19 protein-coding genes are annotated in these 24,457 nt (G+C 60.2%); 8 read left to right on the top strand and 11 right to left on the bottom strand.

Translation table 11 applies throughout. The annotated features are described in order from the left end of the window. Positions 1-31: 31 nt before the first annotated feature. The 3 genes from PSH91_RS15440 to PSH91_RS15450 form a co-directional block, all read right to left on the bottom strand. The gene (locus PSH91_RS15440; protein WP_076384203.1) at positions 32-1,786 is read right to left on the bottom strand and encodes an acyl-CoA dehydrogenase; all 1,755 of its coding nucleotides are present in this window, start codon (positions 1,784-1,786) and stop codon (positions 32-34) included. A 57-nt stretch (positions 1,787-1,843) separates the two neighbouring features. Continuing rightward, positions 1,844-3,085, bottom strand: a complete 1,242-nt coding sequence (locus PSH91_RS15445) for a thiolase family protein (RefSeq protein ID WP_188250748.1) — start codon at positions 3,083-3,085, stop codon at positions 1,844-1,846. Between the two features lie 102 nt (positions 3,086-3,187). Continuing rightward, positions 3,188-4,120 (bottom strand): LysR family transcriptional regulator, encoded by a 933-nt coding sequence (locus tag PSH91_RS15450; protein ID WP_047225580.1) that lies wholly within the window; start codon positions 4,118-4,120, stop codon positions 3,188-3,190. Between the two features lie 122 nt (positions 4,121-4,242). Here PSH91_RS15450 and PSH91_RS15455 point away from each other — a divergent pair, with 122 nt between their 5' ends. The 8 genes from PSH91_RS15455 (at position 4,243) to PSH91_RS15490 (ending at position 13,296) form a co-directional block, all read left to right on the top strand. Next, positions 4,243-5,955 (top strand): dihydroxy-acid dehydratase, encoded by a 1,713-nt coding sequence (locus PSH91_RS15455; protein ID WP_173406862.1) that lies wholly within the window; start codon positions 4,243-4,245, stop codon positions 5,953-5,955. Then, the gene (locus tag PSH91_RS15460; RefSeq protein WP_047225578.1) at positions 5,952-7,235 is read left to right on the top strand and encodes an aconitase X catalytic domain-containing protein; all 1,284 of its coding nucleotides are present in this window, start codon (positions 5,952-5,954) and stop codon (positions 7,233-7,235) included. Before PSH91_RS15455 ends, PSH91_RS15460 begins: the two co-directional genes overlap by 4 nt. Beyond that, positions 7,232-7,714, top strand: coding sequence for an aconitase X swivel domain-containing protein (locus tag PSH91_RS15465; RefSeq protein WP_047225577.1), 483 nt, complete (start codon positions 7,232-7,234; stop codon positions 7,712-7,714). Before PSH91_RS15460 ends, PSH91_RS15465 begins: the two co-directional genes overlap by 4 nt. A gap of 91 nt (positions 7,715-7,805) precedes the next feature. After that, positions 7,806-9,083 (top strand): FAD-dependent oxidoreductase, encoded by a 1,278-nt coding sequence (locus PSH91_RS15470; protein ID WP_305466086.1) that lies wholly within the window; start codon positions 7,806-7,808, stop codon positions 9,081-9,083. A gap of 83 nt (positions 9,084-9,166) precedes the next feature. Beyond that, a complete protein-coding gene (locus PSH91_RS15475) occupies positions 9,167-9,382 on the top strand; it encodes a hypothetical protein (protein WP_305466087.1) in 216 nt (71 codons plus the stop codon). Then, entirely contained in the window at positions 9,379-10,530 is a 1,152-nt protein-coding gene (locus PSH91_RS15480) for an MFS transporter (protein WP_305466089.1), read from the top strand. Before PSH91_RS15475 ends, PSH91_RS15480 begins: the two co-directional genes overlap by 4 nt. A 119-nt stretch (positions 10,531-10,649) precedes the next feature. Continuing rightward, entirely contained in the window at positions 10,650-11,879 is a 1,230-nt protein-coding gene (locus PSH91_RS15485) for an OprD family porin (RefSeq protein ID WP_173406861.1), read from the top strand. Positions 11,880-11,931: 52 nt separating this feature from the next. Then, a complete protein-coding gene (locus PSH91_RS15490) occupies positions 11,932-13,296 on the top strand; it encodes an MFS transporter (RefSeq protein WP_160892116.1) in 1,365 nt (454 codons plus the stop codon). Positions 13,297-13,365: 69 nt separating this feature from the next. Here PSH91_RS15490 and PSH91_RS15495 read toward each other — a convergent pair whose 3' ends face one another. The 8 genes from PSH91_RS15495 to PSH91_RS15530 form a co-directional block, all read right to left on the bottom strand. Further along, on the bottom strand, positions 13,366-14,607 hold the full coding sequence (locus PSH91_RS15495) for a sodium:proton antiporter (RefSeq protein ID WP_188250744.1): 1,242 nt from the start codon (positions 14,605-14,607) through the stop codon (positions 13,366-13,368). A gap of 140 nt (positions 14,608-14,747) precedes the next feature. Then, positions 14,748-16,490, bottom strand: coding sequence for an OPT family oligopeptide transporter (locus tag PSH91_RS15500; protein WP_305466092.1), 1,743 nt, complete (start codon positions 16,488-16,490; stop codon positions 14,748-14,750). A gap of 194 nt (positions 16,491-16,684) precedes the next feature. Continuing rightward, on the bottom strand, positions 16,685-17,380 hold the full coding sequence (locus tag PSH91_RS15505; RefSeq protein WP_305466094.1) for a class I SAM-dependent methyltransferase: 696 nt from the start codon (positions 17,378-17,380) through the stop codon (positions 16,685-16,687). A gap of 227 nt (positions 17,381-17,607) precedes the next feature. After that, positions 17,608-18,447, bottom strand: a complete 840-nt coding sequence (locus PSH91_RS15510; protein WP_047225568.1) for an alpha/beta hydrolase — start codon at positions 18,445-18,447, stop codon at positions 17,608-17,610. 11 nt (positions 18,448-18,458) lie between these two features. Beyond that, a complete protein-coding gene (locus PSH91_RS15515) occupies positions 18,459-20,840 on the bottom strand; it encodes a TonB-dependent siderophore receptor (protein ID WP_230682587.1) in 2,382 nt (793 codons plus the stop codon). A gap of 64 nt (positions 20,841-20,904) precedes the next feature. Beyond that, complete coding sequence (locus PSH91_RS15520) at positions 20,905-21,831, bottom strand: DUF4880 domain-containing protein (RefSeq protein WP_305466096.1); 927 nt, start codon at positions 21,829-21,831, stop codon at positions 20,905-20,907. Then, positions 21,828-22,346 (bottom strand): sigma-70 family RNA polymerase sigma factor, encoded by a 519-nt coding sequence (locus tag PSH91_RS15525; protein ID WP_047225859.1) that lies wholly within the window; start codon positions 22,344-22,346, stop codon positions 21,828-21,830. The genes PSH91_RS15520 and PSH91_RS15525 overlap by 4 nt, the downstream gene beginning before the upstream one ends. A 622-nt stretch (positions 22,347-22,968) precedes the next feature. Continuing rightward, entirely contained in the window at positions 22,969-24,339 is a 1,371-nt protein-coding gene (locus tag PSH91_RS15530; protein WP_047225565.1) for a PLP-dependent aminotransferase family protein, read from the bottom strand. Between the last annotated feature and the right edge of the window lie 118 nt (positions 24,340-24,457).

The following is a 24,457-nucleotide window of genomic DNA, read 5'->3' on the forward strand; positions in this document are numbered from 1 at the left end:
CGCGCTCGGGCGAACACCCCGCCCTCGCCCCTCAGATAAACGCCAGGGTAGACCGAGCATCAACGATAGCAGCCAGATGCTGTGCCAGCCTGGACGGCAGGTAGTCAAAAAAGAACCCCGCGCTTTGCAACTTGCCGGCACGTAGCGGATCCGTTTCAGGCAATGCCCTGGAGACCCGTGCTGCCCGCGCCCAGGACAAGGCCAGCAGCGTTACGCCACACAACTGGAGGAAATCCCCTGCGATTCGATAGGGGTATTCGCGGTCTTCTCGTGTCCGTTCGACCACGTCCTCGACCACAGCCGCCAGCGAGTTGCAGAGATTTTCCAGGGCCGCGGCGAACCCTTGGCACTCAACCCAGTCGCCACCCAGCCGCGCCTCTTCGCGCAGCTGCGCCAGCAGCAAGCCAAACGCCTGGCCATGGTCTCCCAACACCTTGCGCAGCAGTAGGTCATTGGCCTGAATTTCGTTGCTGCCCTCATAGATCATGGCAATGCGGCTGTCACGTAAGGTCTGCTCAATGGCGAACTCGGTGACATAGCCGTAACCGCCGAACACTTGCAAGGAGCTGCTGGCTTGGCGGAAACCCTGTTCGGTAAAGAACGCCTTGATGATCGGCGTCAACAGCTGCGCCAGTTGACTGGCATGCTGTCGGGTCTGTGGATCCACGGCATGTTCGGCCTGATCCAGCAAATGGGCGGCCCAATAGCCGATGGCTCGCATGCCTTCGCTGGCAGCGCGCAACTCCAGCAACACCCGGCGCATGGCCGGATGATAGTGAAGCGGGTCGGCAGCCTGCGCTTGCACCCCTTCGGGTCTCAGCGGTGCGCGCATCTGCAAGCGCTCGGCGGCATATTTCCTCGCGTTCTGCCACGCCACTTCGGTATGCCCCAAGCCTTGCAGGCCGACATGCAAGCGCGCCGAATTCATCATCACGAACATCGCCGCCAGGCCCTGATTGGCTTCGCCGATCAACCAGCCTTGAGCGCCATCGAACACCAGGGAGCAAGTGGCACTTCCCTTGATACCCATCTTGTGTTCAAGACCGTCGCAGCGCACACCGTTGGCCTGGCCATCGTCCAGTCGCTTGGGCACCAGAAACAGCGAGATGCCGCGACTGCCCGACGGCGCATCGGGCAAGCGTGCCAAGACCAAGTGCAGGATATTTTCCGTAAGGTCGTGCTCGCCGCCGGAGATAAACAGCTTGTTACCATGCAGGCGATAGCTGCCATCTACGCCAGGCTCGGCGCGACAGCGCAGCAGGCCGACATCGCTGCCTGCCTGGGGCTCGGTCAAACACATGGTAGGCAGGGTTAGGCCACTGACGATCTCGGGCAGATAGCGCTCTTGCAGCCAAGGAGCACCATGGCTCTTGAGGCACAGGTACGCACCGTAGACGATGCCGGTGTACATGGCCCAGGCATGGTTGCTGGCATAGAGCATCTCTTGCAGCGCGGCATCGAGCAATTGCGGCAACCCCTGTCCACCCAACGCCTCGCCACAAGCCAGCGCTGGCCAGCCACCGTCAACGTAGGCCTGATAGGCACTGGCAAAGCCGTCCGGGGTACTGACATGGCCTGCCCTCCAACGGCAACCCTGACGATCGCCACTGCTGTTCAACGGGGCCAGCACGTTCTGAGTGAAGCGCCCCGCCTCCTCCAGCACCTGCATCGCCAACGGCAGATCAAGCGCATCGAACGCCTGACAGCGACGCCATGTGGCGGGCGCCTGCAACCAATGCTCAAACACAAATTGCATATCGCGCAGAGGCGCCTGGTAGCTCCACATAAGTCACCTCGTCAGGATATAAAACAGACCGCCCCACCACTGCGGGCGGGCATAAACTCAGGTGTGGCAGGTCGGATTCTCGATCAACAACGCCATGCCCTGGCCACCACCGACACATGCTGCGGCTATCCCGTAGCGCAGATTGTGCTGGCGCAACTGCCTGGCCAGGGTCATGACCAACCGCAGGCCGGTAGCAGCCAGTGGATGCCCGACGGCCAAAGAGCCCCCCTGGACGTTGAGCTTCGTATGATCCAGCTCCAACTCCTGCGCGACAGCCAGTACCTGGGCCGCCTGGGCTTCGTTGATCTCAAAACGGGCAATGTCATCAAGGCTCAATCCGCTGCGTTGCAGCAACAGACGGATCGCTGGTGCCGGGCCGATGCCCATGAACTCCGGGGCCACACCGACCACCGCGCTGGCCAGCAAGCGAGCCAGGGGCACACGCGTGCAGGCCGAGCCTCGTCCTACCAGGGCCGCCGCCGCACCATCGACGACTGCGCAGCTATTACCGGCGGTTTGTACACCCCCCACATGTAACGCCCGCAGGCGCGATAAAGCCGAGAAGTCAGTAGGTCGTGGATGGCTGTCCTGGGTGACGATACCGGTGCCGCGCGGCAGGCTGATGCCCCTTGGCTGATAGCCTTCCAGTTCGAACACCTGGTTATCGATGGGGACGATTTCCTCACACCAGGCACCTGCGCGCTGGGCCTGCAAGGCTCGCTGATGACTGTCGCACGCATAACGGTCCACCGCCTCGCGACACAGATCATAGCGTCGCGCCAGGTTGTCGGCGGTGGCGATCATATCCACCCCGGGGGCCGGGTCGTACAGGGCTTCCCAGAGAAAATCCTTGAATTGCACCTCGCTACCGAGACGAAACCCGTTCCGGTGGGTGTAGGCGGCGATCGGATTGCGTGACATCGATTCACTGGCCACGCACAAGGCTAACTGAACGTCATCGCGCAACTGTTCAGCAGACTGGCGCAGCAGCTCAAAGCCGGTGGCGCAGATGCGCTGTACCCCCAGCGCAGGAACCGTTTGCGCCACGCCGCTGTACAACCCGATGTGCCGCGGCAACAAATAGGCGTCAAAGCTGGCTTGGGCCATGGAGCCGGCCAGCACGTTGTCTACGGCCATAGGATCGATGCCGGCCCGGGCCAGCACCTCACGAGCAACCTTGATCCCAAGATCGATAGGCGAAACCTGGGCCAGGGCACCACCAAGATCAACCCAGGGGGTGCGCACCGCATCGAAAATCGCTACATCGACAAAGGCTGAATATTGCCCTGCACTGCTCACGCCCTGAGTTCCATGGCTTCTGCTCTCTTGTTGCGAACTTGAAGGTGAGCAAAAAACTAACCGGCCATATTAGTTATGTCAATTAACTATTTCCGATACCTATTAAATCTGTATCTGGTCTGCGGGAGAAAAGTCATCGAGCAATTCAATGAAGGATTGTCGCAACCAGCGGTTCGCCGGGTCATGATGGAACCGCGTATGCCAGTAAAGGTGAATGTCGTATCCACAAATATCCCAAGGCAGCGGCACCAGGCGCACATCGGTGATGTCGGCAAACCTGCGTCCGACTGCCAAGGGTACAGTGGCGATCATGTCGGACTCGGCCACCAGAAATGGCACGCCCATAAACCGTGGCAGGCTGAAACGCACTCGACGGGTGATGCCGTGGCTCGCCAGCTCACGATCCAGTCCACTCATTCCACGCCCGTCAGGCTGGACCGCGACATGCATTGCGCTCTGGTATTGCTCGGCGCTCATGCTGTCACCGATGGTGGGATGATCACGACGAACGATGCAGACAAACGAATGGCGATACAACGCGCGATGCCGGATCGAGGTATTGAGCAAGCGCGGAAAATAGCCGATTGCCGCGTCCACCTCGCCGGCATCCAGCCCCTCCTCCAACTGCTCCGAGGACAACGCCAGGGTACGGATTCTTAACTGGGGCGCCTTACTGTCGAGCATCCGCATCAACCTGGGCAGGAACACCATTTCGCCGATATCCGACATGCACAGCACCAGTTGTCGCTCGGAGTGTTCGGCAACGAAACCGGTGGATGGCAACACCTCGCTGCTGACCATCTCCAGAATCCGTTGCACCGGTTCAGCGATCTGCAGGGCCCTGGCCGTAGGTTGCATGCCACGTGAAGTGCGAATGAACAATGGGTCATCGAACAGCGTGCGCAACTTGGCCAACGCGAAGCTCATGGCTGGCTGGCTAAGCCCCATGAGATCACCGGCCAGGGTCACGCTTTGCTTTTTGCGCAGCGCATCGAAGACTTTCAGCAGGTTGAGATCGACGTCCTTGATATCCATATTTTGGATTTTATCTATAAGTAAAATAAGGTTTTCGGATTCTAGGTCGAAGCCTAGACTCGGTACAAGATCGTTAAGGTAATTAACCGAATCGACATCTAATAAAAACAACGGAGCGAATCATGCCCAAGAAGCTACGCAGTAATTTCCCCTACGGATCCTACTTGTGGGCTGTGCGCGCCGCCCAGTGGCGCGCCTTGGGCATTGAGGAGAGCGAGCTGGAAAAACCGAAAATCGCCATCGTGAACTCGTCCTCGAACCTGGCGATTTGCTTCAGTCATCTGGATGGTATCGCTGCCAGCCTCAAGCAATCGATACGCGATGCCGGTGCGCTGCCCTTCGAAATTCGTACGGCCGCGCCCAGTGACTTCATCACCGGTGCCGGTGCGGGAGGCGCCTATATGCTCGCCGCCCGAGACCTCATCACCAATGACATCGAAGTCGCGGTCGAAGGCGCTCAGCTCGACGGCATGATCTGCCTGGCCTCTTGCGACAAAACAGTACCCGGTCAGTTGATGGCAGCTGCCCGGCTGAACATCCCGACGTTGATCGTAGTGTGCGGGTATCAGCCAAGCGGCGAATACAATGGCCAGCACGTCGATATCGAAGATGTATTCATCAGCTCCATGCACGTGGTCACCGGCAAACTGCCCGTCGAGGAACTGGCTGGCATGGCACGCAACGCCATCAGAGGGCCTGGGGTCTGTTCGGGCATGGGCACCGCCAACTCCATGCATCTGGTATGTGAAGCCTTGGGCATGGCCTTGCCCGGTAGCTCCCCTATTGCAGCAAATAGCCCGCAGATGTTCGATTTCGTTCACCAGGCAGGCAAGCGCATTGTGGAAATGATCGAGGAAGATCTCAAACCTCGCGACATCCTGACGCCTGCTGCCTTTGCCAACGCCGTTGCGACAATTCTTGCTGCGGGAGGCTCGGTCAACACCATCAAACATATGCAGGCGGTGGCGGCTGAAGGTGGCATTGACGTGGACGTGTACCAACTCTTCAGGAAACTGGGAAAAAAGATACCGGTGCTGGTCGGCGTACGACCAGTGGGCGAACACAGCATTGAGCAAATGGAAGCAGCGGGGGGTGGCCGTGGGCTGCTCAAGCGCCTTGAACCTTTGTTGCACGGTGACGTGCTGACCGTCACCGGCAAAACCCTGACGCAAAACCTGCAGGGGGTGACCGTCAGTGACGACGAGGTGATCCGCCCGTTGCACGCTCCCTTTGCCACGCAACCGGCCATCGTGATGCTGCGCGGCAACATTGCCCCGCAGGCCGGCATCGTCAAATACGGCATCGACCCGCGCAAGCCACGCCAGTTCAAGGGCCCCGCGATCTGCTTCGAGCGCTCCGCCGATGCCATCCAAGCGTTGCAGGATGGACGCATTCAGCCCGGCCATGTCGTGGTCATGCGGGGCGCAGGTGTACAGGGCGGGCCCGCCATGGGCGGTGGCGCCTCGAAGGTAGTGTTCGCCATTGACGGGGCCGGGCTGGGTGACCACGTGGCAATGCTGACCGACGGTCACCTCTCGGGGCTGGTGTGCAAAGGCCTGGTCGTGGCGGAGGTGGCTCCTGAGGCAGCCGTCGGTGGCCCCCTCGCACTGGTGGAAGACGGGGACATCATCGACATCGACCTGGATCTCAACACCCTTGACGCCAATATCAGCGAAACACAAATGCAAGCCCGACGCGCCCGCTGGATACCTGCGGCCCCCCAGTTCGGTGGTGGCTGGCTGGATATATACCGCCACAATGTGTCCTCCATGGAACACGGTGCGGTGTTGATAAAGCCACTGGATATCACCCATCCCGGGGAGCAACCGCAATGAAGTTGCGCGACGACGAAAAAGCCATGCTCGCTGGCGATCAAGGTCCGGCGGTGCAAAAAGCCATGGAGTTGCTGGTGCGCTATGGCGAAGCCCTGGACGCTCAATGTCTGGTGGATACGCGCAATGTCGCCGGTACCATCGGAGCCACCACGCCCTTTCTGCGTCAGTACGCAGACCAAAATGGCGGCATGGATGCGGTGTTCAGCGAGTTCAACCTCGACAGCGCCGAGTTGGTCAAGATTCCTCGGGTCAAGGTCCCGAGCAGCCACCTGCAGCAAGGCATCGACCCCCGGCATGCTGTACGCCAAGGCATCTCGCCAGACGTGGTCCGCATCTATGAAACAGGTCAGGCTTACAGCAGCGGTCTGGGGGTACAACCCCTGAATACCTGTACGCCCTATCAGGTCGGCAACGTGCCGGTAAAAGGCGAACACTGCGCATGGATGGAATCCTCTGCGGTGATCTATATCAACTCGGTACTCGGTGCCCGCACCAATGCCGAAGGCCGGGAAAGCACGGGCGCGGCGATGCTGACCGGCAAGATCCCCTATTGGGGCCTGCACATCGAGGAAAACCGTCGCGGTACCCACCTGATCCAGCTGGACATAGACGTGAGTACCACGGCGGACTGGGGATTGCTCGGCTACTGGGTCGGCGAGCAGGTGCAGGACCGCATCCCGGTCATCCAAGGCGTGAGTCACCAACCCAACCTGGCTCGCCTCAAGCACTTCGGGGCGGCGGCGGCTTCCAGCGGTGGGGTGGAGATGTATCACCTGGTTGGGGTGACGCCTGAAGCCCAAACCAGCGAGCAGGCGTTTGGCGCGTCCCCTCCCCTGGCCGCAATGCGCTTCGGCGAGGCCGAACGGCGCTGGGCCTACGAGCAAGTCAATATCACCGCTCGCGATGACGAGATTGACTTCGTGATGCTCGGTTGCCCGCACTACAGCCTCGAACAGATCTGGGAGGTCTGCCAATTGCTGGAAGGCCAACGCCTGAGTCCGAATACCGAGCTCTGGATATTTACGGCGGCGTCGATCAAACAACTGGCCGACGTCGCCGGCTACACCCGCATCATCGAACAGGCCGGCGGGCATCTGATGACCGATACCTGCTCAGCCATTGGCAAGGTACTTCCCACGGGCACGCGGGTGGCGGCGGTCGATTCGGCCAAACAGGCGCACTACCTGCCGGCGATCATGGGTATCCAGGCGTGGTTCGGTAGCACCGCCGATTGCGTCCAGGCCGCCATCGAGGGCCGTTGGAAAGGAGTATTGAGATGAGCACAACCTTCACCCTCAAAGGCCGCAAGGTCGTCGGCGGCTGTTTCGAAGGCGAGGCCCTGGTGACCCGGGACCGCATCTCCGGCTGGGGCGGTATCGACCCGCGCAGCGGCACCGTCATCGAGACCCGTCACGAACTCAAGGGCATCAGTTTCGCCGGCAAAGTGCTGGTGTTTCCCGGCGCCAAAGGTTCGTCCGGCTGGTCCTCGCAGTTCCATATCGCCCGTCTCGCCGGCGTAGCCCCTGGCGCCATGTTGTTCAACGAAATGACCGCAAAAATGGGCCTTGGCGCCGTGGTCGTCCATGCGCCCGCCATGACCGACTTCACCGAAGACCCGTTGAGCCGGATTCAAACCGGGGATTGGGTTCGCGTCGACGCCGACGCCGGGACCGTTGAAGTGACTCCGCGTCAGCTGCAAACCGATCAGTTCGTATCGCAACACCCGACCGGGTCGGAGCGAAGGCGAGACCTGTCGTAACCGGAATCTGCCAGCCGCAACAACCGCTCCCGTGACCCTTGGTCATCGGGCTCGGGATCGGCTGCCCTTTTTACATCTCAAAGGTAGTTTTATGGCTCATGTCATTCGCACGGTACGCCGTACCAGCGCCCCCACCGCTCAACGCTTGCAGGTCGACGTATGCATTGCCGGCGCGGGTATCTCCGGTATTTCCGCCGCTCTGGAGGCCGCTGCGCTCGGCAAACGCGTAGTGCTGTTCGATGCCTTGCCGATGCTCGGCGGCCAGGCGGTCGGCTCAATTATCGGGACCTTCTGCGGGCTGTTCTCCAATGGTCCGAACCGCCGGTTGCTGACCCACGGAATCGCCGACGATATCCTGCGTGACCTGGGCGCCTCGGGGGACCTTCACCAGGCCATTGGCCCCCTGACGACTGTTGTTTACTACGACGAAGTTGCCTTGGGTCGATGGATTGGCCAGAAAGTGCTCGACGCCGGGATCACCGTGGTGCTCGGTGCGGTGTTACGCGATGTCGTGCGCGAAGGTCCGCGAATCCGCGAAGTGGAACTGGCCACCCGCTACGGCGATGTGCGTGTCGCGGCCAACGGCTTTATCGACGCCAGCGGAGACGCGGCGTTAGCCTGGAATGCCGGACTTGCCTGTCGCGAGCCGGACACCCCCATCTATGGCACCCAGATGTTCGTCCTTGAGCATATCAATGAAGCGTACTTGCCCACCCGCGCGCAGTTCACCGAACGGGTCAAACAAAAAGCCAAAAGCTACGGTATCGAACGCGACGACGGACTGTTCTTTCAGTTCCCCGGCCGTGGCACCGCAGCCTTCAACATGACTCACATCGAAACGCCTCTGGATCCGGTGGCCGCTTCCCATGTCGCGATCGCCGGACGCCAGCAGGTGGACCAGGTCATCAACTTCCTCAAGTCGGAATACCCCGAGGCCTACAGCAAGGCCAAGGTACGGGCGTACGCGCTGCCAGGTATTCGCCAGACCCGCTGGATCGTCGGACATCACCATCTGACGACTGACGAAGTGCGGGCGGCGACGATATTCCCGGATGCGGTAGCTCGCACCTCCTGGCCGGTGGAATTGCACGGCAATACCAGCGGTTACCAGTGGGAGCCCTTTGGTGACGATCACGTTCACAGTGTGCCGTTGCGCAGCATGCTTGCCCAAGGCAGCGATAACCTGGTCGTGGCCGGTCGCTGCATCGACGCCGATGCGGCCGCGCTGTCGAGTGTCCGTGTAATGGGCCCCTGTATCGCAATGGGGGCCGCTGCGGCCCACGCGCTGGACCTCGCGGGCCCCGATGGCAGGTTGAGTGATATACCTGCCCCGGCATTGCGCGAGCGGCTGGCGTTCAATCTGGAATAGTGCTTAAAGCAGTTCGACGCGCCCACACCATCCATAGGGGGGCGCCACTCCAACAAAAATAAAAAATGCAGTGGAGAACGCACATGTCACAGTCCCGCACCCTGGACGTAGCGGCGCTTATAGAAGGTCGCAAACTTTCACGCTTCAACTACGTGGTGATTCTGGTCTCGGTTCTGATCACCTTCCTCGATGGTTTCGATTTGCTGGTGCTGTCGCACACGGCCTCCTACATTGCCGATGAGGTCGGTCTGGACAAGATCCAGCTGGGTGAGATTTTCTCATCGGCCTGCTGGGAATGATGCTCGGTGGATTCTTCTTCGGCTACCTGGGTGACCGAATCGGGCGGCGTCCCACCATTCTTCTTTCCACCTGCTCATTTGGCGTGTTGACCTTGCTGTTTGCCTTGGCCAACAGCTATGAATCGCTGATGGTCCTGCGCTTTCTCAACGGCTTCGCCCTAGGTGCCATGCTGCCGTTGTGCTGGGCCTTGAACATTGAGTTCGTTCCCAAGCGTTATCGCTCGACGGTGGTGACCATCATCATGGTCGGATTTAGCCTGGGCAGCGCGATGGCCGGCCCGATCACCGTCTGGCTGGCGCCGCATATCGGTTGGCAGGGCGTGTTCGTGTTCGGCGGTGTACTGACCATGGCCGCCAGCGTGCTCCTGTTTTTCACCCTGCCCGAATCGGTGCGGTTTCTGGCCAGCAAACGCAAAGGCCCGGAAAAAATCACGGCAACGCTCAAGCGTATGGATTCGAGCCTGGATGTGCGACCGGGCGACCGCTTCGTCCTACTGGACGAACCAGATCTGGGCCGCAAGGAATTTCGGGTCAGCCAGCTGTTTATCGGCCGCCTGAAATGGGTTACCCCGATGATCTGGCTGGGCTACTCCGCCAGTTCCATGGCCATGTACTTTCTCGCCTCGTGGAGTCCACTGGTCTATCAGTACGCAGGCTTTGACCGCGCGACAGCTTCGTGGGTCAGTTCGATCGCCTCGTTCAGCGGCGCAATGGCGGGCTTGGCGATGATGCGTTTCGTCGATACCCGCGGCCCTTACATGGTGATGATCTATCCGCTGCTGGCATTGCCTTTCCTGCTGGTATTGGGCATCACCGGCATGCAGGGCACCGCGTTCCTGATGCTGAGCCTGGTCGGGGCCGTGTTCGTCAAAGGCTCCCACTATGGAATCCTCAGTATCGCCGGGGTCTTCTACCCCAGCGCTATCCGCGCCAATGGCGCGGGCTGGGCCACCTCGATCGCCAAGATCGGCTCGATCCTCGGCCCATTGCTGGGCGCTTATGTACTGAACAGCGGAATGCCAGTGGTCAAGAGCTTCCTGGTCCTGGCCATATGTCCGGCAATGCTGGCCGCCTGTGCATTCGCAATCGGTCACCTGACCCGCCACGACCTTGCGGTGGATCCGTTGCCCGCCCCGTCACAGACGTGACCGCCTGCCTCTGATTCACAACACCTTGAGCCACGCCTGCTGCGCCGCGTCGTCACCGACGCGGTCAGGCAAAACTCGCCCTGAATAATCGTCTTCCCTCTCCTGAGAGCAATAAAAAAATGAACAGGAATCTAGCCTTCTTCACCGCGCTTGCACTCTTCTGCCACGGCAGCTACGCCCAGGCAGACTTTCTCAAGGACAGCAGCGCAACGTTGACCACGCGCAATTTTTACCTCAATCGCGACTTTCGCCAGAGTGGCGCGCCCCAGGCCAAGGCCGAAGAATGGACCCAAGGTTTCTTCGCCGAACTTCAGTCTGGCTACACCGAAGGTACCGTTGGATTTGGTCTCGACGCCTTGGGTGAACTGGGGATCAAGCTCGACTCGGGCCGAGGTCGACGGGGCACAGCACTGTTGCCCTACGGGCCCGACAGCAACCAGCCTGTCGACGAGTACAGCGAACTGGGGCTGACCGCCAAAATGCGTCTGTCCCAGACCCGGCTCAAGGTAGGAACCCTGATGCCGATTCACCCGCTGGCGTATTACAGCGACACCCGACTATTGCCCTCGACCTTCACCGGTGCCTACCTGACGTCGAGCGAAGTCGAGAACCTGACCGTCACCGCAGCGAGATTGACAGAGGCTAACGGTCGCGACTCCTCCAGTAATGACGACATCAGCTATGCCGGCCAGAGCAGCGATCATCTGGACCTGCTCGGCGGCGACTATACGCTGGGCAAGAACCTGACCCTGCGCTACCACCAGGGTGAGCTGCAGGACATCTACCGCCAGCACTTTTCCGGAGTGATTCACGTCCTGCCACTGGGGGAAGGCATGAGCCTGCGCTCCGATTTGCGCTACGTCGACAGTAGCGACACAGGCGCGGCAAAAGCCGGGAAGATCGATAACCGCAACTTCAATGGCATGTTCACTTTGACCGTCGGGGCCCAGCGATTCGCCGCCGCGTTCCAGCACCTATCCGGAGACAGTGTGTTCCCCGTGATCGACACCGGTACTCCGTATGTGGCGAACCTCGTCACCTACAACTCCTTCACCAAAGCCAACGAAAAATCCTGGCAATTGCGTTACGAATATGACTTCGCCGCGCTTGGGATACCGGGCCTGACGTTCATGACCCGTTATGTGAAAGGCAGCGATATCCGCACCCGTACGGTCAACGACGGCAGTGAGTGGGAACGTGACACCGACCTGACCTACGTCTTCCAGAGCGGTGCCCTGGAGGGCCTGAACCTGCGCTGGCGCAACGTCACGTACCGGTCGGGGGATGGTCTGACCCAGCAGCTCGATGAAAATCGCTTGATCGTCGGTTACACCTGGAAACTGTGGTGAGTCCGGCAAGCCGGAACACGCTCACTTGGATCTTACTGTGCGGAGAGCAATCATGATCCCGTCACGCGCAATTGACGTCGCCGCCTTGATTGAGGGGCGCAGACTGTCGAGTTTCAACTATCTGATCATCTGTGTGTCGGTGCTGATCACCTTCCTCGATGGCTTCGACTTGCTGATGCTCTCCCACACCGCCGCCTACATGGCCGAGGACATTGGCCTGGATAAGTTGCAACTGGGCAACATCTTTTCCATAGGTTTGTTCGGCATGATGTTGGGTGGATTCTTTTTCGGTTATCTGGGTGACCGGATCGGCCGTCGCCCGACCATCATCCTGTCCACCAGCGCCTTTGGCCTGATGACGTTGCTGTTCACCTTGGCCGATAGCTACGCCTCGCTGCTGATCTTGCGCTTTCTCAATGGCTTTGCCTTGGGCGCCATGTTGCCACTCTGTTGGGCGCTGAATATCGAGTTTGTGCCCAAGCGCTACCGTGCAACCGTGATCACAATCATCATGGTTGGCTTCAGCCTGGGTGGCGCGGTTGCCGGCCCTCTAACCGTGTGGATGGCTCCCCACTATGGCTGGGCCAGTGTGTTCGCGCTGGGCGGCATCGCAACGTTGCTTTCCAGTGTGCTGTTGTTTTTCACCCTGCCAGAATCGGTGCGATTTCTGGTGAGCAAGCAAAGACGCCCCGAAACCGTGGCGCGGATCCTCAGGCGCCTGGATCCGGACATCGATCTTCGCGCCGGGGACCGCTATTTTCTTGCCGATGAAATCGACATCGGTCACCGACCTTTCCGTGTCGGACAGTTGTTCATCGGCAAACTGAAATGGATCACTCCCATGATCTGGATTGGCTTTGGAGCAAGCTCCATGGCCATGTATTTTCTCGCGTCATGGAGCCCGCTGGTGTACCAGTACGCCGGCTTCGACCGGGCGACTGCATCATGGGTGAGCTCCTTCGCCTCGTTCAGCGGCGCCATGGCCGGGCTCGTATTGATGCGAGTGGTCGACACCCGGGGGCCCTACGCCGTGATGATCTATCCCCTGCTGTCATTACCTTTTCTGCTAGTCCTGGGCATTGGCGAACTGCAAGGAGACGCCTTTATTGCACTGAGCCTGATGGGCGCTATTTTCGTCAAAGGCAGCCACTACGGCATCACCAGCATCGCTGGGGTTTTCTACCCAAGTGCCATTCGCGGCAACGGCGCCGGATGGGCAGCGTCAATGGGTAAGATCGGCTCTGTATGCGGGCCGTTACTCGGGGCCTACGTGCTCAACAGCGGCATGCCCGTGGTGAAAAGCTTCGCAGTACTGGCTCTATGCCCTGCGGTACTTGGAGTGTGTGCCTATGTCGTGGCACGCATTGATCGGCGCTCAACCGTGAGCGCCGAGCTTCTGACCACATCGCAGCCCTAGAAACATTCAACGCAGCAGCGACGCAGAATCATGCAAGTCAAGGAGCCACGTCCACGACTTGCATGAGCGCTATTCGCCCGAGCAAGGAATCACGCGCTTGACCAGCTTACCGATGGTCATACCCTGGATCAGAATCGAAAACACCACGACCAGGTAGGTCATGCCAACCACGACATCGCGAGCATCCCCCGGTGGCAACGACAACGCCAGGGCCACCGATATCCCGCCGCGCAGCCCACCCCACGTCAGCACGCTCCAGGAGCCTTCAGGTAACCGGAAACGCTCCCCCAGGACCGCTATCGGGACGCCTACCGTCAACAGACGCGAGAACAAGGTCAGCACGATCACCATCAAGCCCGTGACAATGAGCGGGCTGGTGAAGTGGATCAGAATCACTTCCAGACCGATCAGTACAAACAGGACCGCGTTGAGTATTTCGTCAATCAACTCCCAGAACATGTCCAGGTTTTTCTCGGTCTGCTCAGACATGGCATAAGAGCGTCCATGGTTACCGACGATCAACCCCATCACCACCATCGCCAGCGGGCCGGACACGTGCAAATGAGTGGCCAGGGCATATCCGCCGAGCACAGCGGCCAGGGTGATGAGCACCTCCTCCTGATAGCTGTCGATACTCTTGAGCATGCGGAACGTGACGTACCCAACAACCGCGCCCAAAAGCGCACCGCCGCCCGCCTCCTCCAGCAAGAGCCGCGAAACGCCGGTAACGGAGGGCGCGTCGCCACTGGCGATCATCGCCAGAATCAGTGAGAACAGCACAACGCTGACCCCATCGTTGAACAGCGACTCTCCAGAAATCACCAATTCCACGCTACTTGGAGCACCGGCGGATTTCAGAATGCCCATGACCGCAATCGGATCGGTGGGTGAAATCAGCGCACCGAACACCAGGCAGTAGGCAAGCGGCAACTCCAGGTCGGTAAAAGACAGCAGCCACCATAGCCCGAAGCCGATGAACAGCGTCGATACAGTCGTGCCAACCACAGCCAGGGACGCCACCTGCCATCGATAGGCGCGCAGTTGCGACAAGTCGACATGCAGGGCCCCCGCGAACAGCAGCAATGACAGCATGCCCTCCATCAGCAACTCGGAGAAATCGATGGACTCCACCAGTGATTGCTCAAGCGTGTGCAGGGAGTGAAAGCCCAGTGCATCGGAGGCCATGTTCAATAACGATAAGCCCAAGGCAATACCCATCACGCCAATGGCCGGGGGTAGCCCTACGTAGCGCCGATTGAGGTAAGCGAGTACTGCTGTGATGCAGAGGAATATTGCAATAATGTCTAGCATTGGGCAGAGACGTCCATTGGGGTTAACTACATTTCAGGTGCGACAAGCGTGGGGGCATGGCTGCATGCATATACCTTGCATACCGCGCTGCCTTTTGATTAATGGGTCTTGAAAGACCGGTCGCCCGTACTCCACTTCCCTCACCCATTTCCAACCATCTGCCACAACGACGCCCCCACCCCGGTAATGCTCTCCCCGGCAATCAACCCCGCCGCCGCGGTGATGGCAAAGCGTTCTGTAAGGCTCGCCCAGCGGCAGCTCACCAGCCAGGTGAGTACCGCGCCGAAGGCCATCATCAGCGACACCGAGGCCGGCAAGACGAACGCCAGGCCCAAAGCCGCCGTGCTTGGCAAATAACGGGCCCGGTGGGTGGGCAGTACGCTGTCGAGAATCCCCAGCAACAAGCCGGCCACGGCGCCGATGATGACCGCCCAGCGAATGCTTGCTGACAGCGAGTCCAGCCCCAGGGTCAGGGTTTGCGCCACGGCTTTCCAGGTAGCGACCGCCGGGGCCGGCCACTCTTGGGTGAGCAGCATCGATTGTGGGTCCGGGATCAGGGCCAGGTAGGCCAACACCCCAACGATGCTTCCGACGAAGATCCCCAGGGTCTGGGCGATCAACTGCTTGTGCGGCGTGGCGCCAATCGCACGGCCCACCTTGAAGTCGTTCATCAAGTCCGTGCATTGCCCAGCCGAACCGCCCGCGGTGTTGGCGCTCATCAAATTGATCGGCACCTGCCCCGGGGCGACGATGCCAAAACTCAGTTGGGACAATTGTCCGATGGCGCCGATGGGCGCAATGCCCGTGGCCCCCACCACCCGGGCGGCCACGGCGGCCAGGCAGATGGCCAAGGGAATGGTCAACAACGCCATCCAGGGGTTGATACCAAACAACAGCGCTTGCAGGCTCACCACCAACACGATAGCCACCAGGAAACCGCTGGCAGGTCCGGTCTTGGGCACCACCCAAGTCGTCCCGCCGCCCGCCTTGGTGGACTTGTGCAATGCCCACAAGCGAATCGCCAAAGAGGTCAGGGTCGAGCAGACCATCAGACTCACGCCCGGCCACAGCAGCCACTCCACCAACGCCGCGAACTGCGGGCCACTGCTGTCCGGCGGCAGTTGCACCAAGCCTTGCTCCAGCAGCCACGGCGCCAATCCACCCCACGCCAACAGGGCGCCAAGCAGCAGGGTCAGGCCAACGCGAATCCCGATGATCCCGCCGAAACCCACCAACAACAGCGAAGGGTCCGCGGTAAACGTCAGGCGTTCCAACTGCGGGGTCGGCGACCAGCGCGGGAAAGCCCAGATGAAGGTATCGACCCACTTGACCAGCCCGGACAGCAGCGCAGCGCTGAGCAGCACCTTCAAGCGCTTCGCCGCTTCGTGGCCTTGGTTGTAGATGTGCAGAAGGGTCTCCAGGGTCGCCATGCCTTCGGGGAACTTCAGCGCTTTGTCATTGAGCAGCGAGGGTCGCAGGTACCAGGCGATCCAGATCCCCAGGAAGCTCACCGAGAACACCCAAGCGATCATCGGGATGACGTCCAACTGTTGACCGGTCAATAAGGTGTAGGCCGGGATGGGCGCAACCAGCCCACCGGAAATGATTGACGCTGCGGCCGAGGCCACGGTCTGGTTGATGTTGCTTTCGTGCAGCGTCCAGGGCAGTTGAGCGGCCGAACGCTTGGCCAGGCCTTGCCAAATGCCATAGCCGATCAGCAAGGCAATGATCGACATGTTGAACGACCAGCCAATCTTGAGGCCGGCGTACACATTGGAAGGCGTCAACAAGACACCAATCACGATTCCCGTACTGACCGCTCGCAGGCTCAGCTCACGTTCGACAGGGTAATCCAGGGCGATGGTTGGCGAAGTTGGGTGCATGCGAATTCCTTATCGGCAATGAGACAGCGCGATCACTCAACGCGGCGACTTAACAAGTGAGCGCTGCAGGGGCGGAAGGTTCACATGACAGGGGCAAGCCCTTGCGACCGCTTAACGCTCATATCGAGGTTTTCCCGAAGCGGTGACGGGGGGCGACGAGGGATGATCGCCGCGTTATTTCCCGAGTACCGGGCTCAGCCCAGCAGCTCGGTGATCCAGCGGGTTTGCAAAGCGATGTCCAGCACCTTCTGCTCGGGCACGACTTGTCGCGCCCGGGCGAAGTGAGTCAGGGTCCGCTGTTTGAGGCGCAGCATGCGCTGCCACTTGGCCAGGAACGCCGGGCTGCGGGCGCGCATCTGCAATGGCCCGAAGTACAGCTCCTGCGCGGTGTACGTCACCGGCCCGGCGCGCTCGGCGACGATGATTTCGTAGTAGAAGCGATTTTCCCGCAGCACTTCTTCGAAGCAGATGCGATAACCATTTTCCATCAGCCATTGACGCAGTGGCTGCTCGCCGCCGTTGGGCTGCAGGATCAGCCGTTCCTCACCGCTCAGGTGCGCCTGGCCGCCAGCGAGAATGTCGCGGATCGTCTCGCCGCCCATGCCGCACAGGCTGACTGCCGTGATCCCGTCTCCTGGCTCGATCGCCGCCAGGCCGTCGGCCAGGCGGACAATGACCTGCTGGGTAAAACCGTTCTCGCGCACGGTGCGTTCAGCCGAACGAAACGGCGTCAACGCCACCTCGCCAGCCACCGCCGCTGCGATCACACCACGGCGCATCAATGCCACCGGCAGGTAGCCGTGATCCGAGCCAATATCGGCCAGGCTCGCACCTGCGGGTATATGCGCGGCCACACGCTCCAGGCGCTGGGACAATGTCTGTTCGTTCAACGGCTGCTCCTGTTCATCATCCCTACCTGGATCAAGCCTGGGCCTTTACCGTCCCCTGCGACTCGGTCACTGGCGACAACGACAATGCAGTCATCAATACCTCGTGGCCGCTCAAAAATCATGTGCCCATGGTACATAGATGCCACACGTACTCAAAATCGTGAACGCGGATCAGGTAAGGGGGCCATCAAGATCCCTGACCCGACCCGATCTTGATTGGCTGCCGTTCAGAAGCGCCTGGTACTGAGCAACTCATCGAGCACCCGAGTGGGGACACGAAACGGCACCGACATGTGATCCTCGCCCGGTTCGATCTGGAAATCGCTACGCAACCCATACTGCGATAGCGCCTGCAGGCGTAACTGAAGAGCTCGGGCGTCCTGGATCTCCTGCACCATATCGCGCTCGCCCAACAGCAACGTCAGGCTGCTGTGGGTCAGGTCCACTTGCCCGGCGTGCGCACGCTTTGTGAAGGCGCGTTCGGGCGCCAACAGGTAACGGTCGAGCCACCACAGGCTCGGGCTCACCGCCACAACATGCTGAAAGAGCGCCGGACGGGTGAACAGCGCGTAGATGCCAAACATGCCACCGAAAGAATGCCCTACCAAACTGCGCTGATCCTGATCGACCTTGAAGCGCTCGTTCACCCTCGGCATCAGGCGCTGCTCGATGAAGTCGAGGAACAGATCCTGGCCACCTTGTGGCGGATTGTTGCGCTCCTGCGGGACGGGAGGCGACAAGTCGAAGGCGCGACGCACGAAATCCAGCGGCGTGTCGCTCGGGTAGCCAATGGCGACCAGAATCGAACCACGCAACCGATCCTGCGCGCGCTTGGCGGCATGGAAAGCCGGGAAATAGGCGTTGCCGTCAAGCAGGTAGATCACCGGGTAGCCGCCGGTGTGAGGCACGTCACCTTCAGGCAGGCTGATCATGATGCGGTAATCACGCCCTTGCGCGCTTTTCATCATCCACTGCTCGGTGCCATCCAGTGTCACCGGCTCTGCATGGGCGAAGGACAAGCCAATCAGCAGCATGGCGCCCAGATACTTGAACAAAATACCCATCATCGTCTCACTCCTCACCAGCGATAGCTCAGGCTGGTGACGACGCTGCGCGCCTCACCCCGGTAGCAGTAACCTTCCTGGCAGTTGATGTAGCGTTTGTCGGACAGGTTGCGACCATTCAAGGCCAGGCGTACGCCGTCCAGCCCGCCACCGAAGTCGTAGTGCACACCGGCATCGACCAAGGTGTAATCCTCGTTTCTCACCGTGTTTGCCGCGTCACCGTAGTTACTGCCGGTGTAGCGCGCGCCTACAGACATGCCCAGGCCCATGGGCAGGCGGTAATCCAGCCAGAACGTCGCCAGATGACGGGGCACGTTCATCGGTTCCTTGCCTTCATTGCCGTCGTTGCTGCGAGTGACTTCGGGATCGTTATAGCTGTAACTGGCCGTCATTTTCATGCGGTCGCTGAGGTCCGACACCGCCTCCAACTCCAGACCGCGCGAGACCTGCTCACCGGTCTGAATGCTGTTGAGGGGGTTCGACAGGTCACGGGTGCGGACATTGGTTTGTGTCAGGTGATAGAGGGAGGCCGTCAGCAAGGTACTGGAGCCCGGCGGCTGATACTTGAGGCCTACTTCGTACTGCTCGCCCTTGGTTGGTTTATAGGGCTCGCCACTGGCGTTCGTGCCACTCTCGGGCAGGAACGAGGTCGCGTAACTGGCATAGGGCGCCAGGCCATTGTCGAACAGGTAGAGTGCACCGACCTGCCCCGTGGTCGCCGAATCGCTGGTCCTGCTGTTGACGTCGCTCAGGTTGTTCGTTCGACGAACCTTGACCCAGTCACGGCGAAGCCCGGCGGACAAACGCCATTGATTCAATTCGATTTGATCCTGCACATACACGCCGCTGCGATGCTCCAGCCCGTTCTCGTCCGCCAGCGGCGTCGTGGGCCGATCGACGTGTTGGTGATAATCCGGCGCGTCGCGATCGATCGACGGCGCATCGCCCATGGCGTACAGCAGCGATGTATCGATCCAGGCATAGTCCATCCCGGTGACCAGGGTGTGCTGCAGATCCCCGGTGGCAAAGCGGCTCACCAGGCGCGTATCGGTGGACAGCGAGGACATGTCCTCGTAAACCCCGATCGCCGAGCGATTGAGGGTATGTCCATCGCCGGCGTCGCTGGGTTGAAGGTACTGATTGGTGGTGTCCACCTGACCGTAGCGCAGGTTTTGTTGAACGCTGAAGGTATCGTTGAAAGCGTGTTCAAACTCATAGCCCAGCGTCCACTGCCGTTGCTCGAGCTTGTCGAAGTACTCATCACCCTGCCAGAAATCGGTGAGGTGGTCGCCTTCCTGATACAGCATCGGCGACGCACCGGTCTCGCGCTCCTGATATTGGGCCAGCAGCGTCAGGTGGGTATCGGGGTCGATCTGCCAGCTCAGTGAAGGCGCCAGCAGACGGGTGTCGTTGTTTAACTGGTCGATATAGTTTTCTGCATCGCGGTACACGCCCACCGTGCGAAACAACACGTCTCCCGCCTCATCCAGACGACCGCCGACGTCGAACTGCGCCTGTTGGTGGTTGTAGTTGCCCGCCTGCACCTGTACTTCGTTTTTCGCCAGCAGACTCGGGCGCTTGCTCACCCGGTTGACCATGCCGCCAGGGCTGACCTGGCCGTACAGCACCGATGCCGGTCCCTTGAGCACCTCAATGCGCTCCAGGTTGTAGGCCTCGGTGGAGTATAACGACAACCATCCACTGCCCGGCTGGCGCAGCCCATCGAGAAAGTCAGCGCCGATGGTGGTTTCGAAACCACGGACACTGATCATGTCAAACCGCGGATCCAGCCCCGAACTGCCGACGCGCACCCCCGAGCTGTAGGCCACGGCGTCTTCGACGCGGTCGACCTTTCGGTCGGCAATCTGCTCAGCCGTCACCACGCTGACGCTCTGGGCGGTTTCCAGGATTGGCTTATCGGTTTTGCTGGCCGTGCTGGCATTGCTGGCGAAATAACCCTCCACCGGCGCAAAAGCATTTTGAACGGCGGATGCGTTGATGTTGGTGGGCTCAAGCTCATAGCGGGTGTCGGTCTTGCCTGGCAGCACCACGTAGCCGGACGAGGTCTTTTGCGCGACCAGGCCGCTGCCGGCCAGCAGCGTCGCCAGACCTTGTTCCAGTGAGCCGCCGCCGGGCAGACCTGGACTGCTCAAACCACGCACCGCTTCCGGGGAGTAAGACAAGGTGATACCGGCGCGCTCGGCAAAGATGCTCAGCGCCTGCTGCAACTGCCCGGCGGGTACACTCGGCGCCACCTGCTCAGCGCTTGATGATGCGGCCATGACCGGCAGGCTCGGCGTGCCGACGAGCAAGGTCAACGCCAGGCAGACAGCGCCTGGCAAGGTTCGGGTCGGGAACGGCGCGATGGCGCGCAGAGACAGTCTGGCAAGGAACATGACGGTATCCATTGAGGAAGTGATCACTCCTAACCGGACGAAGCGCAAAAGTCCGACAACTTATTTATGCCAGCGGCGTGATGCGCACCCACCAGCGGGTGCGCTCGACCACCTGTACGGGCAACAAGTGGCTTATGTTGCGCAGCATGAGCGCAGGTTCATCGAGGTGGAAAACCCCGGACAGGCGCAGGTCGGCCACGGCGCTGTCGCAGCCCAACCAGCCCTGGCGGTAACGTCCGGCCTCGGCCAGGAAGTCGACCAAGCGAATGTCGTTGACGATCAGCAGGCCACGGGCCCACGCGAAAGGGTCGAGCGGCCCGCGGCCCAACGCCGTCATCCGCGTCGCGGCAATGGCCATTGCATGACCGGCTTGCAAGTGCCGTTGCCCGAACGGTGTGGAAATCAACACTTCACCGCGCGCGACGTGGATTTCGCTATACCCGTCCCGCTCCCTGAGCACCGCCCTCGCCTGCCGCCCCTCACACTCAGCAAAACGGCAACGCACACGCCAGTCGGCGCCATCGCCCAATACCTCACCCGCACGCAGCACCCATTCGTGGCCGCGCACGTCCACTGCACTCCCTGTATTGAGCATCAGCTCGGCACCAGCGCCCAGATCGAGCCGGCGACGCTCGCCAGTTGCCGTGGCAAAGTCGCTTCGCCAGGTGGGAGGCGCTGTCGTGGTCAGCAGCGTCGCACCGCCAACAGCCAACCCCAGGCCGAGCAACTTCAGGGTGCGACGGCGACTCAGATCGGCCTCGGCCTGGCGCAGCAGAGGAATGGTACGGGCGGCATCGGGCAATGGACTGGCCTTGAACAATCCGCCGACTTGCTGCAAGCGTTGCCAGGCCAGCTCATGGCGGGCGTCTTGGCGTCGCCAGTCGTTCAATTGCCTGCGCAGCTCAGCGCTGTTGGCATTGGCGCGCAATCGCATCTGCCATTCGATGGCCGTGCGGATGACACCCTCCGGCAAGGCCTCGGCGGCGCTCACTGCGGTGCCTCGAAGCACGCCTTGTAGCAATGCAACAGCGCGCTCGCCACATGCCGCTCCACGGTACGGCTGGACACACCAAGCTGCTGGGCCACTTGCACATGGCTCAGGTCACCGAGCTGATACAGCAGAAAGGCTTCTCGCACTGCCGGCTTGAGACCGTCGAGCAACTGCGCAATACGCTCCAGGCATTGCAACGCCTCATGCCGGACCTCAGGGGATGGATGACTCGCCTCGGGCATCTGCATCAGTGCGTCAAGGTACGCTCGCTCCAGCGCATCGCGCCGCCAGTGGTCGACCACCAGGCCACGGGCGATACGCACCAGCAATGCACGCGGAGCGCGCGCGCTGATGGGCTGGCCACGCACCAGCAAACGCAAAAACGTGTCCTGGACCAGATCCGCCGCTTGCTGCGAACACCCCAGCGAGCGCCGCAACCAACCCAGCAGCCAACCCCGATGGGTGCCGTACAAATTATCGAGGGAAACGATCGAATCCGTTTCATGGAGCGACATGGAACGCCTCAGGCAGACAAACACGAAAAACGCCATGACTGAACATGACGGACGCGCGCACCTTAAACGCGAATTGTTCCCATTACAATCTTTTCGAGTGAGCCGCTCTCCCGCTCACGCTCCTTTGCCACGCAGCATTTCCCATAGGGAATACCCACTGAAGCGGTAAAAAACGCCAACGAATTGGCGTCGAAAAATCCAAATCTGAATAAACCTGAACTAACGACATTTTTCCGACGATTGGCCCGTGCAAGCCATTGCTGGGGATTTGAATGCAGGCTCATCATCCGTCTGTCACAGCCAGCATTTTCAGGCCTGACGCAGATGTATTAATCGCATCGCTCTATAGGAGCATTCAGGATGATGACTGTTTATTTTGTGGTTATGGCTATCTGCAGCGGCGTGGAAGGTTGTGTAGAAGAGCGAAAGCCGGGGCCGACTTACGCGTCCAGGGCTGTGTGCATGGACTCAGCCAGGACGATGGCGCCGCGCAAAGGCGTGAAATTCAAATGTCGCAGTGAACGCCTATGGGTGCCTGTTGAGGCGCGCGGTGTGAATCGGCACGAAAGCGTGGTCTCGACCGGAACGCAAACCCAGCCTTAGCAGCATGAGTGGTGAGCCCTCAGCCACTCAACTCGGCTTTAAGCAACGGGTCATTCAGGTAGGCGACATTCAATCTGGTCCAGGGATTTATACGCGACTGCTCCGGTGAAAAAATATGGCCGGGAGCAATCATGAATCCCTTCGGCAGTAGTTGCCGGGTCAGTTCCCGGGCGTCGTCAATGTGGGCAAACCTGGCCCACAAATACAGACTCTGCTCTGGTCGGAAGAACACCTCGGCGCCTATCTCATCGAGCATCTGCAAACCTGCCGCAGTGGCACTCTTGAGCCGCTCCTGGAGGCGGATCTGATGTCGCAGAAAATGCCCCTCGGTCAGGATGACATCAATGGTTCGCTCACACAGCTCCGAGGTGCTGGTATGCAGGAGCATTTTCAGATCACCCAGTTCATCGATGACGTCCTTGCTCCCGGCGATAAACCCCACCCTCAATGCCGCAGAAACCGATTTGGAAAAACTGCCCACGTACAGTGAACGGTTCAACTGATCCAGCGCAGACACCTTGATGGCCGACGCGGGTTTGAAATCTGCCAAAGCGTCGTCGTCCACCAGAATGAAGTTGTGCTCATGGGCTAACTGCACCAGTCGATGAGCCTTGCCGGGGGAAATATCGGAGCCCGTCGGATTGTGCCCAACCGACTGAAGGAAGAACAATTTCGGTTTGTGCAACAGAAGATGCTGCTCCAGCACTTGCAGGTCCGGCCCGTCCGGCAATCGGGGTACGGATAACATTCGCGCCCCTTGCAGTTGCAGCTTGCCGAACAGCGGGTAATAACCCGGGTCTTCGACGAAAACGTAATCTGCGGGGGCAATGAAGCGGCGGATGATCAGATCCAGTGCGTGATTGGCCCCATGGGTCGTGACGATTTGCCGAGCACTGGCGGTAATCGAATAGCTCGCCAGTTTTTGCACCAGGTGTTGACGAAGTGCAGCATTGCCCAGCCGGTTGCCGTAGCGAAAGAGCGTGGTCACCCCCATGCGCATGATCTGACGGGTGAACTTGTCCAATCGCAGATCCATCAGCCACTCTACGGGCGGAAAACCTTCCCCAAGCGGCGAGTGACCCGGCTCACGGACAAATTGCTGGCGCATGAGCCAGATGGTGTCCATCGCCCGGGTAAAGGGCAGCGGCTCTTCCGGTTCGCTGCTGCTCGGGGCGCCTCGTGTCACGAAAAAACCCTGCCCGTGACGCGCCTCGACCAGTCCTTGGGAGGCCAGCGATTCATAAGCGTTGATCACTGTGTTTTTCGAATGACCAAACAAGCGCATGCACTCGCGCAGGGACGGCAAACGGTCACCCACTCGATAAGTACCGTTACCGATCTGCGTCACCAAGGAGGCCGTCAGCTCTTGGGCAAGCGTCAGTCGCGCCATTGTACGAAGTCCTGGATGAATTATTCGCAGAGGGTACAGCTTAGGTACTGTCTGTCCAAACTGTACCTTTTTTGCCAGGACACATACGCATAGGGTGGCAGGCATTCGAAAACAATAA

The organism is Pseudomonas sp. FP1154 (assembly GCF_030687245.1).
GTDB classification, from domain to species: Bacteria; Pseudomonadota; Gammaproteobacteria; order Pseudomonadales; family Pseudomonadaceae; genus Aquipseudomonas; species Aquipseudomonas rhizophila.